Raw genomic sequence first — 19552 nt, forward strand, 5'->3', positions numbered from 1 at the left:
TTCACAAAACACCGAAAGCTGTCACATACCCAATTTGCTGAAGCGCGGCCATCCGGCCACGACTCGGTACCCGAATTTCTTGACGACCATAGAGCGTTGGAACCACCTGATCCCATCCCGAACTCAGCAGTGAAACGATGCATCGCCGATGGTAGTGTGGGGTTTCCCCATGTGAGAGTAGGTCATCGTCAAGATTAAATTCCGAAACCCCTGTTTGCTAACGCAGACAGGGGTTTTGTTTTGTCCGCGAAAAAATCTCGCTCGTCGGGTTTCTATGCAACGGCTCGGGGCATGGCTATCATGCGGGCCTCATTGTGAGGCGAGACTTGCATGCTGACGTTGTTGAAGCTTCTTAAGGATGGCCGGTTTCACTCTGGCCAGGCTCTGGGCGTTGCCTTGGGTGTCAGTCGTAGCGCAGTTTGGAAACAGCTTCAGCTCCTGGAGGCTGAGCTGGGTCTGTCCATACACAAGGTGCGCGGCCGTGGTTATCAGCTGGCGGCGCCATTGATGCTGCTTGACCCTGTAGGCATAAGCGAGGCGACCCCTTCCTGCGATTGGTCAGTCTTGGTCTTCGACTCTATCGATTCCACAAATGCCGAGGCTTTGCGAGCTATCGAGCGAGGACGGGCTGCCCCGTTCCTGGTGCTTGCTGAAAGGCAAACGGCAGGTCGTGGGCGGCGCGGGCGCAAGTGGGTAAGCCCATTCGCTGAAAACGTCTATTACAGCCTGGTGTTGCGCATTGAAGGCGGAATGCGCCAGCTGGAAGGTCTTAGTCTGGTCGTCGGCCTTGCGGTGATGCACGCCTTGCGCGAGCTTGGTGTATCGGCTGCAGGTCTTAAGTGGCCTAACGACGTATTAGTCGGGCAGAAAAAAATAGCGGGCATACTGCTCGAGCTGATCGGCGATCCGGCCGACGTATGTCACGTGGTACTAGGAGTTGGCATTAACGTAAATATGCAGATGACCGATGAGGTTGATCAGCAATGGACGTCGATGCGGCTGGAGGCCGGCAAGGTGTTTGATCGCAATCAGATGGTCGCGGTGTTGAGTGAGAAGCTACAGGGCTATTTGCACCGGCACCAGGTTGAAGGATTTTCCGCTATCCAGTCGGAATGGGAGCAAAATCATCTATGGCAAGGACGAGCGGTATCGCTGATTGCTGGTGTTAACCAGGTAGATGGCGAAGTGCTTGGAATCGATAAACAAGGTGCTTTGCGCTTGAAGGTAGATGGTGTGGAAAAGAACTTTAGTGGTGGTGAGCTCAGCCTGAGGTTGCGTGATGATTCTTGAGCTCGACTGTGGAAACAGTTTTATAAAATGGCGTGTTCTCGGCGACGGTGCCGGTGAAGCGGTGGGAGAGGGTGTTGTCGATTCGGATCTGGCGTTGCTGGAGAGTCTGAATGCAATAGAGCGCCTCTCCCTGTCCTTTTGTCGTTTGGTAAGTGTCAGGACCGCCGAAGAAACCGACGCACTGACTGTCTTGCTCGTCAGCGCCTATGGCGTATCTGTTGCCTGCGCCAAACCATCTCGCGAAATGTCCGGTGTTCGTAACGGTTATGAGGAATACGAGCGGTTGGGGCTTGATCGCTGGCTAGCGATGCTGGGAGGATTTCATCTCGCGTCGGGCCCCTGCCTTGTGCTGGATTTTGGTACAGCCGTCACTGCTGATTTCATCGGTGGAGATGGCGGGCATCTCGGAGGCTTTATTTGTCCAGGGATGCCTTTGATGCGCAATCAATTGCGTACTCATACACGAAAGATCCGATATGGAGATCTCGCCGCCGAGCGGGCGCTGGAGAGTCTCGCTCCAGGTCGCACAACCGTCGAAGCGGTGGAGCGTGGATGCTCGTTAATGCTCAGGGGCTTTGTCTTGACCCAGTTGGAGCTGGCGCGCAGCTACTGGGGAGACGGCTTTTGCGTATTCCTGACCGGCGGAGATGCCGAGCTAGTAGCTGGAGTAGTGCCTGAGGCCCGTGTGGTTCCGGACCTTGTGTTCGTGGGCCTGGCGATGGCGTGTCCCTTGATCTGAGGTATTTATGCGCTGGTTGTTCCTGCTCCTGCTTGTCCTCAATGTGTTCTATTACATCTGGCATCAACAAGAGGCTCCTCTTCGAGCCAAGGACGTGACGCCGTTGAGCCTTTACCGGGGCTCGCAGCAGGATATTCGCTTGCTGAGCGAATCCACGGATGCGGCACGTGATAAGGCCAAGACGGTTCAACCGGACAGTGGGTGCCTATATGTAGGAGGGTACTCACGCCAGGAGGTGGCTCAGGCAATCGAGCGACGATTGACCGGAATGGAGATCAGGTTTCAGGCGCTGCCGAAGGATCTGCCTGATAATCCTGGCTACTGGGTGCGCGTGGCACCAGAAAGCCGCCGCTGGCTTGATGATGTGCAGCTTCAAAACCTTTCCAGAGAATTCAACGAGTTAAAACATAAAATAATGCCTTGTGAGGGGGTTGCGCCCGCAGTTTAGTTTGCATAGAATGGCGCCCGCTTCGCAGTGAAGACCTTTAGAGGTGATCAGCGCGAAGCGAGGTCAACGCAGCTAAGCTCAGGTTTTTAATGAGAAAATGCTTGACAGAAGGCTGGCATAATATAGAATGCCGGCTCGCTTAGGAGGGGTTCCCGAGCGGCCAAAGGGATCAGACTGTAAATCTGACGTCTACGACTTCGAAGGTTCGAATCCTTCCCCCTCCACCATTTTTAGCGAGAGTTGCAATCTCGCGGGTATAGTTTAGTGGTAGAACCTCAGCCTTCCAAGCTGATGATGCGGGTTCGATTCCCGCTACCCGCTCCATGTTTGCAGATCTTGCGCAGTGTTACGCTCTTGTAGCTCAGTTGGTAGAGCACACCCTTGGTAAGGGTGAGGTCAGCGGTTCAAATCCGCTCAAGAGCTCCATATAACAAGGCAGATATGAAAATATCTGCCTTTGTTTTAATGGCTTGTTTGACTTGTAAATTCTTCTCCTGAGGGTGATTTCGATGGCTAAGGAAAAGTTCGAACGTAATAAGCCGCACGTTAACGTAGGCACCATTGGTCACGTCGACCACGGTAAAACTACTCTGACTGCAGCCTTGACCCGCGTCTGTTCCGAAGTGTTCGGTTCGGCAAAGGTTGACTTCGACAAGATCGATAGCGCCCCAGAAGAAAAAGCTCGTGGTATTACCATCAACACCGCTCATGTTGAGTACGATTCGGCGGTGCGTCACTACGCACATGTTGACTGTCCTGGTCACGCCGACTACGTAAAAAACATGATTACTGGTGCTGCACAGATGGATGGTGCGATTCTGGTTTGCTCGGCCGCTGATGGTCCGATGCCTCAGACCCGTGAGCACATTCTCCTGTCGCGCCAGGTTGGCGTTCCATACATCGTTGTCTTCCTGAACAAGGCTGACATGGTAGATGATGCGGAGCTGCTTGAGTTGGTTGAGATGGAAGTGCGCGACCTGTTGAGCACTTACGATTTTCCTGGTGATGACACCCCGATCATCATCGGTTCGGCGCTGATGGCGCTGAATGGTCAAGACGATAACGAGATGGGCACCACCGCCGTCAAGAAGTTGGTCGAGACTCTGGATAGCTATATTCCGCAGCCTGAGCGCGCTATTGATAAGCCGTTTTTGATGCCGATCGAGGATGTATTCTCGATCTCCGGTCGTGGCACTGTTGTGACTGGTCGTGTTGAGCGTGGCATCGTTCGCATTCAGGAAGAAGTCGAGATCGTTGGGTTGCGTGATACGGTCAAGACAACGTGTACGGGTGTGGAAATGTTTCGCAAGCTGCTCGACGAAGGTCGTGCAGGTGAGAATTGCGGCGTATTGCTGCGTGGTACCAAGCGTGATGATGTTGAGCGTGGCCAGGTATTGGTCAAGCCAGGCACTGTCAAGCCGCATACCAAGTTCACTGCTGAAGTTTATGTTCTGAGCAAGGAGGAGGGTGGTCGTCATACGCCATTCTTCAAGGGTTATCGTCCGCAGTTTTACTTCCGTACGACTGATGTGACTGGTAATTGCGAGCTGCCAGAAGGTGTTGAGATGGTGATGCCGGGTGATAACGTTCAGATGACCGTTACCCTGATCAAAACCATTGCGATGGAAGATGGTCTGCGTTTCGCTATTCGTGAAGGCGGTCGTACCGTTGGCGCGGGTGTCGTGGCAAAAGTCATCGAGTAAGTTGTTGTAATGTCTTTTTCGGGCCGGCATAATGGTCGGCCTGATTTTGTTTTAGGTCAGTAGCTCAATTGGCAGAGCGACGGTCTCCAAAACCGTAGGTTGGGGGTTCGATTCCCTCCTGACCTGCCAGATTCACTTGGTGTGTCTGGCTTTCTTTTCACAGGATCTTCATAGATGACTCCTAAAGCTGAAGCTCAAGGCTCTCGCTTCGATCTGCTCAAGTGGCTAGTAGTAGTCGCTTTGGTGGTTGTTGGCGTTGTTGGCAATCAGTATTACTCTGCTTCGCCGATCCTGTACCGCGTACTTGCATTGCTCGCCATTGCTGCTGTAGCTGCCTTTGTAGGCCTGCAGACAGTTAAGGGCAAGTCTTTCTTTGTACTGGTTAAGGAAGCTCGCACCGAGATTCGTAAAGTCGTATGGCCAACTCGCCAAGAAACCACGCAGACCACGTTGATCGTAGTGGCTGTTGTTCTGGTTATGGCGTTGCTGTTGTGGGGGCTTGATTCCCTGCTCGGCTGGCTTGTTTCCTTGATTGTCGGCTAAGGGTGTCCCGTGGCTAAGCGTTGGTACGTTGTGCATGCTTACTCCGGTTACGAGAAGCATGTCATGCGCTCGTTGTTAGAGCGCGTAAAGCTGGCTGGCATGGAAGATGGCTTTGGCGAAATTCTGGTTCCCACTGAAGAAGTGGTTGAAATGCGTAATGGCCAGAAACGCAAAAGCGAGCGCAAATTCTTCCCAGGTTATGTGCTGGTCCAGATGGACATGAACGAGGGTACTTGGCACTTGGTCAAGGATACTCCTCGGGTGATGGGTTTTATCGGCGGTACTGCCGATAAGCCTGCACCGATCACTGATAAAGAGGCAGAAGCGATTCTGCGTCGCGTTGCTGATGGTAGTGACAAGCCGAAGCCGAAGACGTTGTTCGAGCCGGGTGAGTCGGTACGGGTCAATGACGGGCCGTTTGCTGATTTCACTGGCACGGTTGAAGAAGTTAACTACGAAAAGAGCCGGATCCAAGTGGCAGTGCTTATTTTCGGTCGCTCTACTCCGGTAGAGCTAGAGTTCAGCCAGGTCGAAAAAGTCTAGCTGAGCAAGCATCCCAACCCCGCAGCCTTAGGCTGTGGGGTTTTGTCGTCACTGGGATAAACGCGCAAGTAACCGGGGAGCCTTTCGAGGCGTTCGAACCCGTAATTGGAGTGCCTCATGGCCAAGAAGATTACCGCTTACATCAAGCTGCAAGTGAAGGCCGCTCAGGCTAACCCAAGCCCACCTGTTGGTCCTGCATTGGGTCAGCACGGCGTGAACATCATGGAATTCTGCAAAGCTTTCAACGCCCGTACTCAGGGTATTGAGCCAGGCCTGCCGACTCCAGTGATCATCACTGTCTACAGCGACCGTAGCTTCACTTTTGAAACCAAATCCACCCCTGCTTCGGTTCTGCTGAAGAAGGCGGCTGGTCTGACTAGCGGCTCTGCTCGTCCGAATACCGTTAAGGTTGGCACCGTGACCCGTGCTCAGCTGGAAGAAATCGCGAAAACCAAAAACGCGGATCTGACTGCAGCTGATATGGAAGCAGCCGTGCGTACTATCGCCGGTTCTGCTCGTAGCATGGGCCTTAACGTGGAGGGTGTGTAATGGCTAAGTTGACCAAGCGTCAAAAGGCTATCGCCGGCAAAATCGAAGCAGGCAAGTCCTACAATTTTGTAGACGCTGCTGCGCTGCTGGCTGAACTGTCGACTGTCAAGTTCAGCGAGTCGTTCGACGTTGCTGTAAACCTGGGCGTTGACCCGCGTAAATCTGACCAGGTTGTTCGTAGCGCTACTGTGCTGCCACACGGCACTGGCAAGACCGTTCGCGTTGCTGTGTTCACCCAGGGTCCAGCTGCTGAGGCCGCTCTGGCTGCCGGCGCTGACCGTGTAGGTATGGACGATCTGGCTGCCGAAATGAAAGGCGGCGACCTGAACTATGACGTAGTTATCGCATCCCCGGATGCAATGCGCGTTGTAGGTCAGTTGGGTCAGATCCTCGGCCCACGTGGTCTGATGCCTAACCCTAAAGTCGGCACTGTGACTCCAGACGTAGCTACCGCGGTTAAAAACGCCAAGGCTGGTCAGGTTCGTTATCGCACCGACAAAAACGGCATCATCCACACCTCCGTTGGCAAGATCGGCTTCGATGCCGTCAAGCTGAAGGAAAACGTTGAAGCCCTGATCGCTGATCTGAAGCGTATCAAGCCAGCTTCCTCGAAAGGCATTTACGTCAAGCGCGTTACCCTGAGCACCACTATGGGTCCAGGTCTGGTCATCGACCAGGGCTCGCTCGACGCGTAAGACAGAGGTTGGCGCAAGCGATTGCGTCAATTGAAAGATTGGGGTCCCTGCCTGGCGGGGGCTATCCAAGACCGTAGGCGACGCAAGTCTTAAACCTCAAGCCTACGCAGATGGTGCTCCCGGTTCCTTACCGAATCAGACACCAAAACGACATCCGGCTTCGGTTGGATGAAACGGTAACAAGCAGGAGTTTTTCCCGTGGCAATTAAACTTGAAGACAAGAAGGCCATCGTCGCTGAAGTCAACAAGGCTGCCCAAGTTGCTCTGTCCGCTGTCGTGGCTGATGCCCGTGGCGTAACAGTAGGCGCTATGACCGGACTCCGTAAAGAGGCTCGTGAAGCTGGCGTTTACGTACGTGTTGTACGTAACACCCTGCTCAAGCGCGCCGTTGCTGGCACTCAATATGACGTGCTCAACGACGTGTTCACCGGCCCGACCTTGATTGCATTCTCTAAAGACCATCCGGGCGCTGCTGCCCGTATTTTCAAAGAGTTCGCAAAAGGTCAGGACAAGTTCGAGATCAAGGCAGCTGCGTTCGAGGGCAAGTACCTCGCAGCTAATCAGATCGACGTACTGGCAAGCCTGCCGACCCGTGACGAAGCAATTTCTCAGCTGATGAGCGTGATTCAAGGCGCAACCAGCAAATTGGCTCGTACTCTGGCGGCTCTTCGCGACCAGAAAGAAGCTGCTGCAGCCTAAGGCTGAGTCACTCCTTTCAGCGTTTATTGTTTATTTCGATGGCCGCGTAGGCTGTCACCCCAATACAGGAATTTATAGTCATGTCTCTGACTAACGACCAAATCATCGAAGCAATCGGCGAAAAATCCGTTCTGGAAATCGTTGAGCTGATCAAGGCCATGGAAGAGAAGTTCGGCGTTTCCGCTGCCGCTGCTTCCGCTGGTCCAGCTGCTGTTGCTGCCGTTGTTGAAGAACAAACTGAATTCAACGTCATGCTGACCGAAGCTGGCGAGAAGAAAGTTAACGTGATCAAGGCAGTACGTGAACTGACCGGTCTGGGCCTGAAAGAAGCCAAGGCAGTAGTTGACGGCGCTCCTGGCATCGTTCTGGAAGCTGTTTCGAAAGACGCAGCTGACAAAGCAAAAGCCACTCTGGAAGAAGCAGGCGCTAAAGTCGAGCTGAAATAAGCATAGACTTTGCACCTCCAGCCCGAGCGTAAAGCGAAAGGCTGATGGCTGGTGGCTCTTGCCACCGGCCTTTTTCCGTTATTGGCAGCCGACTGGGTCGGTGCTGATAACGAGCTGTAACCACCCGATGCGGTGGAGCAAACCATGGGGTTTGCACGATTTTCTGGCTGCTCCCGTCGGGAGGGGCCAAACAAGCAGGTGACCAAGCTGGGGAACGCTGATGGCTTACTCATATACTGAGAAAAAACGTATCCGCAAGGACTTTAGCAAGTTGCCGGACGTCATGGATGTGCCGTATCTCCTGGCAATCCAGCTGGATTCGTATCGTGAATTCTTGCAGGCGGGAGCGACTAAAGATCAGTTCCGCGACGTGGGCCTGCATGCGGCCTTCAAATCCGTTTTCCCGATCATCAGCTACTCCGGCAATGCTGCGCTGGAGTACGTCGGTTATCGCCTGGGCGAACCGGCATTTGATGTCAAAGAATGCGTATTGCGCGGTGTAACTTACGCCGTACCTTTGCGGGTAAAAGTGCGCCTGATCATTTTCGACAAAGAGTCGTCGAACAAAGCGATCAAGGACATCAAAGAGCAAGAAGTCTACATGGGTGAAATCCCCCTGATGACTGAAAACGGTACCTTCGTAATCAACGGTACCGAGCGTGTAATCGTTTCCCAGCTGCACCGTTCCCCGGGCGTGTTCTTCGACCACGACCGCGGCAAGACGCATAGCTCCGGCAAACTGCTGTACTCCGCGCGCATCATCCCATACCGCGGTTCGTGGCTGGACTTCGAGTTCGACCCGAAAGACTGCGTATTCGTGCGTATCGACCGTCGTCGCAAGCTGCCTGCATCGGTACTGCTGCGCGCGCTCGGCTATACCACTGAAGAAGTGCTCGACGCGTTCTATACCACCAACGTTTTCCACCTCAGCGGCGAAACCCTCAGTCTGGAACTGATTGCTTCGCGTCTGCGTGGTGAAATCGCTGTTCTTGATATTCAGGACGAGAAGGGCAAGGTCATCGTTGAGGCTGGTCGCCGTATTACTGCGCGCCACATCAACCAGATCGAAAAAGCCGGTCTCAAGACCCTGGAAGTGCCTCTGGACTACGTCCTGGGCCGCACTACCGCCAAGGCCATCGTGCATCCGGCAACCGGCGAAATCCTGGCAGAGTGCAACACCGAGCTGAACACCGAAATCCTGGCAAAAATTGCCAAGGCCCAGGTCGTTCGCGTCGAGACTCTGTACACCAACGATATCGACTGCGGTCCGTTCGTCTCCGACACTCTGAAGATCGACTCCACCAGCAACCAATTGGAAGCGCTGGTCGAGATCTATCGCATGATGCGTCCAGGCGAGCCGCCAACCAAAGACGCTGCCGAGACCCTGTTCAACAACCTGTTCTTCAGCCCTGAGCGCTATGACCTGTCTGCGGTCGGCCGGATGAAGTTCAACCGTCGTATCGGTCGCACCGAGATCGAAGGTTCGGGCGTGTTGTGCAAGGAAGATATCGTCGCGGTTCTGAAGACTCTGGTCGACATCCGTAACGGTAAAGGCATCGTCGATGACATCGACCACCTGGGTAACCGTCGTGTTCGCTGCGTAGGCGAGATGGCCGAGAACCAGTTCCGCGTTGGCCTGGTACGTGTTGAGCGTGCGGTCAAAGAGCGTCTGTCGATGGCTGAAAGCGAAGGCCTGATGCCGCAAGACCTGATCAACGCCAAGCCTGTAGCTGCGGCGGTGAAAGAGTTCTTCGGTTCCAGCCAGCTTTCCCAGTTCATGGACCAAAACAACCCGCTGTCCGAGATTACCCACAAGCGTCGTGTTTCTGCACTCGGCCCTGGCGGTTTGACTCGTGAGCGTGCTGGCTTTGAAGTTCGTGACGTACACCCGACTCACTACGGTCGTGTATGCCCGATTGAAACGCCGGAAGGTCCGAACATCGGTCTGATCAACTCCCTGGCCGCTTATGCGCGCACCAACCAGTACGGCTTCCTCGAAAGCCCGTATCGTGTGGTGAAAGACGCTCTGGTCACCGACGAGATCGTGTTCCTGTCCGCCATCGAAGAAGCTGATCACGTGATCGCTCAGGCTTCGGCAACGATGAACGACAAGAAAATGCTGATTGACGAACTGGTAGCTGTTCGTCACTTGAACGAATTCACCGTCAAGGCGCCGGAAGACGTCACCTTGATGGACGTATCGCCGAAGCAGGTAGTTTCGGTTGCTGCGTCGCTGATCCCGTTCCTCGAGCACGATGACGCCAACCGTGCGTTGATGGGTTCGAACATGCAGCGTCAAGCTGTACCAACCCTGCGCGCTGACAAGCCGCTGGTCGGTACCGGCATGGAGCGTAACGTAGCTCGTGACTCCGGCGTTTGCGTCGTGGCTCGTCGTGGCGGCGTAATCGACTCCGTTGATGCAAGCCGTATTGTGGTTCGTGTTGCTGATGACGAAGTTGAAACCGGTGAAGCCGGTGTCGACATCTACAACCTGACCAAATACACCCGCTCCAACCAGAACACCTGCATCAACCAGCGTCCGCTGGTGCGTAAAGGTGATCGGGTTCAGCGCAGCGACATCATGGCTGATGGTCCGTCCACCGACATGGGTGAACTGGCGCTGGGTCAGAACATGCGCATCGCGTTCATGGCCTGGAACGGTTACAACTTCGAAGACTCCATCTGCCTGTCGGAACGAGTTGTTCAAGAAGATCGCTTTACCACGATCCACATCCAGGAACTGACCTGTGTGGCGCGTGACACCAAGCTTGGGCCAGAGGAAATCACTGCAGACATCCCGAACGTGGGTGAAGCTGCACTGAACAAGCTGGACGAAGCCGGTATCGTTTACGTAGGTGCTGAAGTTGGCGCAGGCGACATTCTGGTTGGTAAGGTCACTCCGAAAGGCGAGACCCAGCTGACTCCGGAAGAGAAGCTCTTGCGTGCCATCTTCGGTGAAAAAGCCAGCGACGTTAAAGACACCTCCCTGCGCGTGCCTACCGGCACCAAGGGTACCGTCATCGACGTACAGGTCTTCACTCGTGACGGCGTTGAGCGTGATGCTCGTGCACTGTCGATCGAGAAGACTCAACTCGACGAGATCCGCAAGGACCTGAACGAAGAGTTCCGTATCGTTGAAGGCGCGACTTTCGAACGTCTGCGTTCCGCTCTGGTCGGCCACAAAGCCGAAGGCGGCGCCGGTCTGAAGAAAGGTCAGGACATCACCGACGAAATTCTCGACGGTCTTGAGCATGGTCAGTGGTTCAAACTGCGCATGGCTGAAGATGCTCTGAACGAGCAGCTCGAGAAGGCTCAGGCCTACATCGTTGATCGTCGCCGTCTGCTGGACGACAAGTTCGAAGACAAGAAGCGCAAACTGCAGCAGGGCGATGACCTGGCTCCAGGCGTGCTGAAGATCGTCAAGGTTTACCTGGCTATCCGTCGTCGCATCCAGCCGGGCGACAAGATGGCCGGTCGTCACGGTAACAAAGGTGTGGTCTCCGTGATCATGCCGGTTGAAGACATGCCGCACGATGCCAATGGCACCCCGGTAGACGTCGTCCTCAACCCGTTGGGCGTACCTTCGCGTATGAACGTTGGTCAGATCCTTGAAACCCACCTGGGCCTCGCGGCCAAAGGTCTGGGCGAGAAGATCAACCGCATGATCGAAGAGCAGCGTAAAGTTGCCGATCTGCGCAAGTTCCTGCACGAGATCTACAACGAGATCGGCGGTCGCAACGAAGATCTGGACAGCTTCTCCGACCAGGAAATCCTGGATCTGGCGAAGAACCTGCGTGGCGGTGTTCCAATGGCCACTCCAGTGTTCGACGGTGCCAAGGAAAGCGAAATCAAGGCCATGCTCAAACTGGCGGACCTGCCAGAAAGCGGCCAGATGCAGCTGACTGACGGCCGTACCGGCAACAAGTTCGAGCGCCCGGTTACTGTTGGCTACATGTACATGCTGAAGCTGAACCACTTGGTAGACGACAAGATGCACGCTCGTTCTACCGGTTCGTACAGCCTGGTTACCCAGCAGCCGCTGGGTGGTAAGGCGCAGTTCGGTGGTCAGCGTTTCGGGGAGATGGAGGTCTGGGCACTGGAAGCATACGGTGCTGCTTACACTCTGCAAGAAATGCTCACAGTGAAGTCGGACGATGTGAACGGCCGGACCAAGATGTACAAAAACATCGTGGACGGCGATCACCGTATGGAGCCGGGCATGCCCGAGTCCTTCAACGTGTTGATCAAAGAAATTCGTTCCCTCGGCATCGATATCGATCTGGAAACCGAATAACACGTGACGCGAATCGAGAGCGGGGCAGGATTGCCCGCTCTCTGCTCCGCCAGGAGGAAAGGCCTTGAAAGACCTACTGAATTTGCTGAAAAACCAGGGTCAAGTCGAAGAGTTCGACGCCATCCGTATTGGATTGGCATCGCCTGAGATGATCCGTTCGTGGTCGTTCGGTGAAGTTAAAAAGCCGGAAACCATTAACTACCGTACGTTCAAACCTGAGCGTGACGGCCTGTTCTGCGCCAAGATCTTTGGCCCGGTAAAGGATTACGAGTGCCTGTGCGGTAAGTACAAGCGCTTGAAGCATCGTGGTGTGATCTGCGAGAAGTGCGGCGTTGAAGTCGCGCTGGCTAAAGTTCGTCGTGAGCGCATGGCGCACATCGAACTGGCCTCGCCAGTTGCCCACATCTGGTTCCTGAAATCGCTGCCGTCGCGTATCGGTTTGCTGATGGACATGACCCTGCGTGATATCGAACGCGTTCTCTACTTCGAGAGCTATGTCGTTATCGATCCAGGCATGACCACTCTTGAAAAAGGTCAGCTGCTGAACGACGAGCAGTACTTCGAAGCGCTGGAAGAGTTCGGCGACGATTTCGATGCCCGCATGGGTGCCGAAGCTGTCCGCGAACTGCTGCACGCTATCGACCTGGAGCACGAGATTGGTCGTCTGCGTGAAGAAATTCCGCAAACCAACTCCGAAACCAAAATCAAGAAGCTGTCCAAGCGTCTGAAGTTGATGGAAGCCTTCCAGGGTTCCGGCAACCTTCCAGAATGGATGGTGCTGACCGTTCTGCCGGTTCTGCCGCCAGATCTGCGTCCACTGGTCCCGCTGGATGGCGGTCGCTTCGCGACTTCCGACCTCAACGATCTGTATCGTCGAGTGATCAACCGTAACAACCGCTTGAAGCGTTTGCTCGATCTGTCCGCTCCGGACATCATCGTGCGCAACGAAAAGCGTATGTTGCAGGAAGCCGTCGATGCACTGCTCGACAACGGCCGTCGTGGCCGCGCTATCACCGGTTCGAACAAGCGTCCTCTGAAATCCCTGGCTGACATGATCAAGGGTAAGCAGGGTCGTTTCCGTCAGAACTTGCTCGGTAAGCGTGTTGACTACTCGGGTCGTTCGGTAATTACCGTTGGTCCGACCCTGCGTCTGCACCAGTGCGGTCTGCCGAAAAAGATGGCTCTCGAGCTGTTCAAACCGTTCATCTTCGGCAAGCTGGAAATGCGTGGTCTTGCTACCACCATTAAAGCTGCCAAGAAAATGGTCGAGCGCGAACTGCCAGAGGTTTGGGACGTTCTCGCTGAAGTGATCCGTGAACACCCGGTTCTCCTCAACCGTGCACCGACCCTTCACCGTCTGGGTATCCAGGCGTTTGAACCGGTACTGATCGAAGGTAAGGCTATCCAGCTGCACCCTCTGGTCTGTGCTGCGTACAACGCCGACTTCGACGGCGACCAAATGGCCGTGCACGTACCGCTGACACTGGAAGCCCAGTTGGAAGCGCGTGCGTTGATGATGTCGACCAACAACATTCTGTCGCCAGCCAACGGTGAGCCAATCATCGTTCCTTCGCAGGACGTTGTATTGGGTCTGTACTACATGACTCGTGAAGCGATCAACGCCAAGGGCGAAGGTCGTGTGTTCGCGGATCTGCAGGAAGTTGACCGTGTGTTCCGTGCCGGCGAAGCCGCACTGCACGCTAAAGTCAAAGTGCGGATCCACGAAACCGTCAACGATCGTGATGGTGGCAGCGTCAAGAACACCCGTATCGTCGACACCACTGTCGGTCGTGCGCTGTTGTTCCAGGTTGTTCCACCTGGTCTGTCGTACGACGTCGTCAACCAGCCGATGAAGAAAAAAGCGATCTCCAAGCTGATCAACCAGTGCTACCGCGTGGTTGGTTTGAAAGAGACCGTGATCTTCGCTGACCAGTTGATGTACACCGGTTTTGCCTATTCGACCATTTCCGGCGTTTCCATCGGTGTTAACGACTTCGTTATCCCGGATGAAAAAGCCCGCATCATCAATGCTGCTACTGATGAAGTGAAAGAGATCGAAAGTCAGTACGCCTCCGGCCTGGTAACCCAGGGCGAGAAGTACAACAAAGTGATCGACCTTTGGTCCAAGGCGAACGACGAAGTTTCCAAGGCAATGATGGCTAACCTCTCGAAAGAGAAAGTCATCGACCGCCATGGCGTCGAAGTCGACCAAGAGTCTTTTAACTCGATGTACATGATGGCCGACTCGGGCGCACGGGGTTCTGCTGCGCAGATCCGTCAGCTCGCCGGTATGCGTGGCCTGATGGCCAAGCCGGACGGTTCCATCATCGAAACGCCGATTACTGCGAACTTCCGTGAAGGTTTGAGCGTACTTCAGTACTTCATCTCGACTCACGGTGCTCGTAAAGGTTTGGCGGATACCGCGTTGAAAACTGCGAACTCCGGTTACCTGACTCGTCGTCTGGTAGACGTGGCGCAGGATCTGGTTGTGACCGAGATCGATTGCGGCACCGAACATGGCCTGGTGATGACTCCGCACATTGAAGGCGGTGACGTTGTTGAGCCGTTGGGTGAGCGCGTATTGGGTCGAGTTATTGCCCGTGACGTGTTCAAACCAGGTACTGAAGAAATCATCGTTCCTGCCGGTACACTGGTAGACGAGAAGTGGGTCGAGTTCATCGAGCTGAACAGCATCGACGAAGTGATCGTGCGTTCGCCGATCAGCTGCGAAACCCGCTATGGCATTTGTGCCAAGTGCTACGGCCGTGACTTGGCTCGTGGTCACCAGGTCAACATCGGTGAAGCGGTCGGCGTTATCGCTGCCCAGTCCATCGGTGAGCCGGGTACCCAGCTGACCATGCGTACGTTCCACATCGGTGGTGCGGCAAGCCGGACCTCCGCAGCTGATAGTGTTCAGGTGAAAAATGGCGGTACCGTCCGTCTGCACAACCTGAAGCACGTTGAGCGAGTGGATGGTTGCCTGGTTGCTGTATCCCGTTCCGGTGAGCTGGCAATCGCTGATGACTTCGGTCGTGAGCGCGAGCGTTACAAGCTGCCGTACGGTGCTGTGATTTCGGTTAAAGAAGGTGACAAGGTCGACGCTGGCGCAATCGTGGCCAAGTGGGATCCGCACACTCACCCAATCGTTACCGAAATGAAAGGTACCGTGACCTACGTGGGCATGGAAGAAGGCATCACGATCAAGCGTCAGACAGACGAATTGACCGGTATGACCAACATTGAAGTACTCGACGCAAAAGACCGTCCAGCTGCCGGTAAAGATATCCGTCCTGCTGTGAAAATGGTTGATGACAACGGCAAGGATCTGTTGCTGCCAGGTACTGACGTTATCGCTCAGTACTTCCTGCCAGCCAACGCCCTGGTCGGTGTTGCGGATGGTGCAAAGATTGCGATCGGTGATGTTATCGCTCGTATCCCGCAAGAGACTTCGAAGACCCGTGACATCACCGGTGGTCTGCCACGTGTTGCCGACTTGTTCGAAGCACGTCGTCCGAAAGAAGCCTCGATTTTGGCTGAAGTCAGCGGCACCATCGCGTTCGGTAAAGAGACCAAAGGCAAGCGCCGTCTGGTTATTACCCCGAACGACGGTACCGATCCGTACGAAGAGCTGATTCCGAAGTGGCGTCACCTGAACGTCTTCGAAGGCGAACAGGTAAACCGCGGCGAAGTTATCTCCGACGGCCCGAGCGATCCACACGACATCTTGCGTCTGCTGGGTGTGAGTGCGCTGGCCAAGTACATCGTGAACGAGATCCAGGACGTTTATCGTCTGCAAGGCGTGAAGATCAACGATAAGCACATCGAGACCATTCTGCGTCAGATGTTGCGTAAGGTTGAAATCGCCGAATCCGGCGACTCGACTTTCATCAAGGGCGACCAGATGGAGTTGACTCACGTTCTGGTAGAGAACGAGCGTCTGGCTGGCGACGAGAAATTCGTTTCCAAGTTCACTCGCGTACTGTTGGGTATCACCAAGGCGTCGTTGTCCACCGAATCGTTCATCTCGGCGGCTTCCTTCCAGGAAACCACTCGCGTACTGACCGAAGCGGCGGTAACCGGCAAGCGCGATTACCTGCGCGGCCTGAAAGAAAACGTGGTCGTGGGTCGTCTGATCCCGGCAGGTACTGGTCTGGCTTATCACAGTGAGCGCAAGCGTCGCCGTGATGCTGACAAACCATTGCGCGTAAGCGCCAGTGAAGTGGAAGCTGCACTGACCGAAGCGCTGAACTCTAGCGGTAACTGAGTTCTGCGATAAATGAGCGTGAGGCCCTGATCATTCCGTTCATCGAATCCAGACATTTTGTCGAGGTTGGATGAGCGGGAAGGTCGGGGCCTTGCCTTGACTGGGGGCAAGATCCTCTTTAGACTCTTGTACCCCTAAATTTGGCGGGAATTCGTTCCTGCCATTTTGCTTTTCTTGCAAGACAATAGCGTCGCAAGACAACAGTGGAGCTAGTAGATGGCAACTATCAACCAGCTGGTACGTCAGCCGCGTAAGCGTATCGTCGAGAAATCCGACGTACCTGCGCTGCAGAACTGCCCGCAACGTCGTGGCGTATGCACTCGTGTGTATACCACCACGCCGAAAAAACCTAACTCGGCACTGCGTAAAGTATGCCGTGTGCGTCTGACCAACGGTTTCGAGGTTTCCTCGTACATCGGCGGTGAAGGCCACAACCTGCAAGAGCACAGCGTGGTACTGATCCGCGGCGGTCGTGTAAAAGACTTGCCAGGTGTTCGTTACCACACCGTACGCGGTTCTTTGGATACTTCCGGCGTTAAAGGTCGTAACCAGGGTCGTTCGAAGTACGGTACCAAGAAGCCTAAGTAGTAGCGGCTTTTTGTAAAACTGATTTTCTATTTTTCTGAGTCGATAAGAGTAAGGTCGGAGGCGTCCCGTAAGGGCACCGATTCCGAGCGAACCTGAAGACCGTTTGAGGGCTTATCCATGCCAAGAAGACGCGTAGCAGCCAAGCGCGAAGTGCTTGACGATCCAAAATACGGAAGCCAAATCCTGGCCAAGTTCATGAACCACGTTATGGAAAGCGGTAAGAAAGCCGTTGCCGAACGTATCGTTTATGGCGCGCTGGAAAAGGTTAAAGAACGCAAGAACAGCGACCCCCTGGAAATCTTCGAGAAAGCTCTCGACGCCATCGCTCCGCTGGTCGAAGTGAAGTCGCGCCGTGTAGGCGGTGCTACTTACCAGGTTCCGGTCGAAGTTCGTCCGTCCCGTCGTAACGCCCTGGCAATGCGCTGGTTGGTAGACTTCGCCCGTAAGCGCGGCGAGAAGTCTATGGCTCTGCGTTTGGCTGGCGAACTGTTGGACGCTGCCGAAGGTAAAGGTGCTGCAGTTAAGAAGCGTGAAGACGTGCACCGTATGGCTGAAGCCAACAAGGCTTTCTCGCACTACCGCTTCTAATTTTAGCGTCACTAATTTTGCGAGGGCTTTATGGCTCGTACAACACCGATTAATCGCTACCGTAACATTGGTATCGTTGCTCACGTGGATGCTGGTAAAACCACCACCACCGAGCGCGTCCTTTTTTACACTGGCAAAAGTCACAAAATGGGCGAGGTGCATGACGGCGCCGCGACCACAGACTGGATGGTTCAGGAGCAGGAGCGTGGTATTACCATTACTTCTGCTGCCATTACCGCCTTCTGGCAGGGTTCCGAGAAGCAGCACAAGGACCAATACCGCTTTAACGTCATCGACACCCCGGGCCACGTTGACTTCACTATTGAAGTTGAACGTTCCCTGCGTGTTCTCGACGGCGCGGTTGTTGTGTTCTGCGGCACCTCGGGTGTTGAGCCTCAGTCGGAAACCGTATGGCGTCAAGCCAACAAGTACGGCGTTCCACGTCTTGTTTACGTAAACAAGATGGACCGTGCTGGTGCGAACTTTCTGCGCGTGATCGGTCAGATCAAGCAGCGTCTGGGTCACACTCCGGTGCCAATCCAGTTGGCTATCGGTTCAGAAGACAATTTCCAGGGTCAGATCGATCTGATGGCCATGGAAGCTGTTTACTGGAATGACTCTGACAAAGGCATGACTCCACGTCGCGAGCCTATCCCTGCTGAACTGCAGGAATTGGCTGACGAGTGGCGCGGTAACATGGTTGAGGCTGCGGCCGAAGCCAGCGAAGAGCTGATGAACAAGTACCTCGAAGGTGAAGAACTCACCAACGCGGAAATCAAGGCTGCTCTGCGTCAGCGTACTATCGCTGGTGAGATCGTCTTGGCTGTTTGCGGTTCTTCCTTCAAGAACAAGGGCGTTCCCCTGGTTCTCGACGCCGTTATCGATTACCTGCCTGCTCCAACTGACATTCCTGCCATCAAGGGTACTGACCCGGATGACGAGGAAAAGCAAATGGAGCGTCACGCAGATGACAGCGAGCCGTTCTCGGCTCTGGCTTTCAAAATCGCTACCGACCCATTCGTGGGTACTTTGACCTTCGTTCGAGTTTACTCGGGCGTGTTGGCCTCCGGCGACGGCGTGATCAACTCGGTTAAAGGCAAGAAAGAGCGCGTGGGTCGTATGGTGCAAATGCACGCAAACGCCCGTGAAGAAATCAAGGAAGTGCGCGCTGGTGACATCGCGGCCTTGATCGGCATGAAGGACGTCACCACTGGTGAAACCTTGTGCAGCGCTGACAAGCCAATCATCCTGGTTCGCATGGACTTCCCGGAGCCGGTTATTTCGGTTGCCGTTGAGCCTAAGACCAAGGATGACCAGGAAAAAATGGGTATCGCTCTGGGCAAGCTTGCTCAGGAAGATCCATCTTTCCGCGTCAAGACTGATGAAGAGACTGGTCAAACGATCATCTCCGGCATGGGCGAGCTGCACTTGGACATCCTGGTTGACCGGATGCGCCGTGAGTTTAACGTCGAAGCCAACATCGGTAAGCCTCAGGTTTCTTATCGTGAGCGCATCACGAAGAACTGTGAGATTGAAGGCAAGTTCGTTCGTCAATCCGGCGGTCGTGGTCAGTTCGGCCATTGCTGGATCCGTTTTGCTCCTGCTGACGAAGGTCAGGAAGGTCTGCAATTCGTGAACGAAGTAGTGGGTGGTGTGGTTCCTAAGGAATACATCCCGGCTATCCAGAAGGGCATCGAAGAGCAGATGAAGAACGGCGTTGTTGCCGGTTATCCGCTGATCGGCCTGAAGGCTACTGTGTTTGATGGTTCCTACCACGACGTCGACTCCAACGAGATGGCGTTTAAGGTGGCTGCTTCCATGGCAACCAAGCAACTGGCCCAGAAGGGTGGTGGTGAGTTGCTTGAGCCGATCATGGCGGTAGAGGTTGTTACACCTGAAGACTATATGGGTGACGTGATGGGCGACCTTAACCGTCGTCGCGGCATGATCCTGGGTATGGAAGATACGGTTTCCGGCAAAGTAATTCGTGCCGAGGTTCCGTTGGGTGAGATGTTCGGTTACGCAACCGACGTTCGCTCCATGTCCCAAGGTCGCGCAAGCTACTCTATGGAATTCAAAAAATACAATACGGCTCCGTCGCACATCGTCGAAACCGTTACCAAAAAACAAGGCTGATTCAGCCCCTTTAGGCTAGGAGTTAAT

The 19552-nt window shown here is 54.6% G+C and carries 15 protein-coding genes, 4 tRNA genes and 1 rRNA gene; all 20 read left to right on the forward strand.

All coding sequences use genetic code 11. The features are described 5' to 3' along the window. Positions 1 to 78 precede the first annotated feature (78 nt). The 20 genes from rrf (at position 79) to fusA (ending at position 19525) form a co-directional block, all read left to right on the forward strand. Positions 79 to 194: ribosomal RNA gene (gene rrf, locus GBC55_RS18505) — 5S ribosomal RNA — on the forward strand. 136 nt (positions 195 to 330) lie between these two features. Further along, the gene (gene birA, locus GBC55_RS18510) at positions 331 to 1290 is read left to right on the forward strand and encodes a bifunctional biotin--[acetyl-CoA-carboxylase] ligase/biotin operon repressor BirA (RefSeq protein WP_162438837.1); all 960 of its coding nucleotides are present in this window, start codon (positions 331 to 333) and stop codon (positions 1288 to 1290) included. Next, positions 1280 to 2029 carry a pantothenate kinase gene (locus GBC55_RS18515; RefSeq protein WP_162438838.1) on the forward strand — a complete coding sequence of 250 codons (750 nt, stop codon included), beginning with the start codon at positions 1280 to 1282 and terminating at the stop codon, positions 2027 to 2029. The genes birA and GBC55_RS18515 overlap by 11 nt, the downstream gene beginning before the upstream one ends. A 7-nt stretch (positions 2030 to 2036) precedes the next feature. Further along, a complete protein-coding gene (locus GBC55_RS18520; RefSeq protein ID WP_162438839.1) occupies positions 2037 to 2477 on the forward strand; it encodes a hypothetical protein in 441 nt (146 codons plus the stop codon). A 142-nt stretch (positions 2478 to 2619) separates the two neighbouring features. Beyond that, positions 2620 to 2704 (forward strand) — tRNA-Tyr (locus GBC55_RS18525). 23 nt (positions 2705 to 2727) lie between these two features. After that, positions 2728 to 2801: transfer RNA gene (locus GBC55_RS18530), tRNA-Gly, on the forward strand. 26 nt (positions 2802 to 2827) lie between these two features. Further along, positions 2828 to 2903, forward strand: a tRNA-Thr gene (locus GBC55_RS18535). A gap of 83 nt (positions 2904 to 2986) precedes the next feature. Further along, positions 2987 to 4180, forward strand: a complete 1194-nt coding sequence (gene tuf, locus GBC55_RS18540; protein ID WP_007896619.1) for an elongation factor Tu — start codon at positions 2987 to 2989, stop codon at positions 4178 to 4180. Between the two features lie 53 nt (positions 4181 to 4233). Then, positions 4234 to 4309 (forward strand) — tRNA-Trp (locus GBC55_RS18545). Between the two features lie 45 nt (positions 4310 to 4354). Next, positions 4355 to 4723: a preprotein translocase subunit SecE gene (gene secE, locus GBC55_RS18550; protein WP_008145488.1), complete on the forward strand. Its 369-nt coding sequence runs from the start codon at positions 4355 to 4357 to the stop codon at positions 4721 to 4723. Between the two features lie 9 nt (positions 4724 to 4732). Further along, positions 4733 to 5266: a transcription termination/antitermination protein NusG gene (gene nusG / locus GBC55_RS18555; RefSeq protein WP_054052239.1), complete on the forward strand. Its 534-nt coding sequence runs from the start codon at positions 4733 to 4735 to the stop codon at positions 5264 to 5266. 117 nt (positions 5267 to 5383) lie between these two features. Further along, a complete protein-coding gene (rplK, locus tag GBC55_RS18560; RefSeq protein WP_008008888.1) occupies positions 5384 to 5815 on the forward strand; it encodes a 50S ribosomal protein L11 in 432 nt (143 codons plus the stop codon). After that, positions 5815 to 6510 carry a 50S ribosomal protein L1 gene (gene rplA / locus GBC55_RS18565; protein ID WP_162438840.1) on the forward strand — a complete coding sequence of 232 codons (696 nt, stop codon included), beginning with the start codon at positions 5815 to 5817 and terminating at the stop codon, positions 6508 to 6510. Before rplK ends, rplA begins: the two co-directional genes overlap by 1 nt. A 198-nt stretch (positions 6511 to 6708) precedes the next feature. Next, complete coding sequence (rplJ, locus tag GBC55_RS18570; RefSeq protein ID WP_064680061.1) at positions 6709 to 7209, forward strand: 50S ribosomal protein L10; 501 nt, start codon at positions 6709 to 6711, stop codon at positions 7207 to 7209. A gap of 80 nt (positions 7210 to 7289) precedes the next feature. Continuing rightward, positions 7290 to 7655, forward strand: coding sequence for a 50S ribosomal protein L7/L12 (gene rplL / locus GBC55_RS18575; RefSeq protein WP_007896630.1), 366 nt, complete (start codon positions 7290 to 7292; stop codon positions 7653 to 7655). A 220-nt stretch (positions 7656 to 7875) separates the two neighbouring features. Next, positions 7876 to 11949, forward strand: a complete 4074-nt coding sequence (rpoB, locus tag GBC55_RS18580; protein ID WP_162438841.1) for a DNA-directed RNA polymerase subunit beta — start codon at positions 7876 to 7878, stop codon at positions 11947 to 11949. Between the two features lie 64 nt (positions 11950 to 12013). Beyond that, positions 12014 to 16213, forward strand: coding sequence for a DNA-directed RNA polymerase subunit beta' (rpoC, locus tag GBC55_RS18585; protein ID WP_162438842.1), 4200 nt, complete (start codon positions 12014 to 12016; stop codon positions 16211 to 16213). A gap of 216 nt (positions 16214 to 16429) precedes the next feature. Next, a complete protein-coding gene (rpsL, locus tag GBC55_RS18590; RefSeq protein WP_002555494.1) occupies positions 16430 to 16801 on the forward strand; it encodes a 30S ribosomal protein S12 in 372 nt (123 codons plus the stop codon). 117 nt (positions 16802 to 16918) lie between these two features. After that, positions 16919 to 17389, forward strand: coding sequence for a 30S ribosomal protein S7 (rpsG, locus tag GBC55_RS18595; RefSeq protein WP_002555493.1), 471 nt, complete (start codon positions 16919 to 16921; stop codon positions 17387 to 17389). Positions 17390 to 17419: 30 nt separating this feature from the next. Further along, a complete protein-coding gene (fusA, locus tag GBC55_RS18600; protein ID WP_162438843.1) occupies positions 17420 to 19525 on the forward strand; it encodes an elongation factor G in 2106 nt (701 codons plus the stop codon). The last annotated feature ends 27 nt before the right edge of the window (positions 19526 to 19552 follow it).

Source organism: Pseudomonas sp. TNT3 (assembly GCF_010095445.2).
Lineage (GTDB): Bacteria > Pseudomonadota > Gammaproteobacteria > Pseudomonadales > Pseudomonadaceae > Aquipseudomonas.

Bases quoted from the DNA above. Each gene is read 5' to 3' on its own strand.
- rplA (WP_162438840.1), top strand. From the start codon at position 5,815: ATGGCTAAGTTGACCAAGCGTCAAAAGGCTATCGCCGGCAAAATCGAA.
- rpoB (WP_162438841.1), top strand. From the start codon at position 7,876: ATGGCTTACTCATATACTGAGAAAAAACGTATCCGCAAGGACTTTAGC.
- rpsL (WP_002555494.1), top strand. From the start codon at position 16,430: ATGGCAACTATCAACCAGCTGGTACGTCAGCCGCGTAAGCGTATCGTC.
- birA (WP_162438837.1), top strand. From the start codon at position 331: ATGCTGACGTTGTTGAAGCTTCTTAAGGATGGCCGGTTTCACTCTGGC.
- rplL (WP_007896630.1), top strand. From the start codon at position 7,290: ATGTCTCTGACTAACGACCAAATCATCGAAGCAATCGGCGAAAAATCC.
- rplK (WP_008008888.1), top strand. From the start codon at position 5,384: ATGGCCAAGAAGATTACCGCTTACATCAAGCTGCAAGTGAAGGCCGCT.
- secE (WP_008145488.1), top strand. From the start codon at position 4,355: ATGACTCCTAAAGCTGAAGCTCAAGGCTCTCGCTTCGATCTGCTCAAG.
- tuf (WP_007896619.1), top strand. From the start codon at position 2,987: ATGGCTAAGGAAAAGTTCGAACGTAATAAGCCGCACGTTAACGTAGGC.
- GBC55_RS18520 (WP_162438839.1), top strand. From the start codon at position 2,037: ATGCGCTGGTTGTTCCTGCTCCTGCTTGTCCTCAATGTGTTCTATTAC.
- fusA (WP_162438843.1), top strand. From the start codon at position 17,420: ATGGCTCGTACAACACCGATTAATCGCTACCGTAACATTGGTATCGTT.
- rpsG (WP_002555493.1), top strand. From the start codon at position 16,919: ATGCCAAGAAGACGCGTAGCAGCCAAGCGCGAAGTGCTTGACGATCCA.
- GBC55_RS18515 (WP_162438838.1), top strand. From the start codon at position 1,280: ATGATTCTTGAGCTCGACTGTGGAAACAGTTTTATAAAATGGCGTGTT.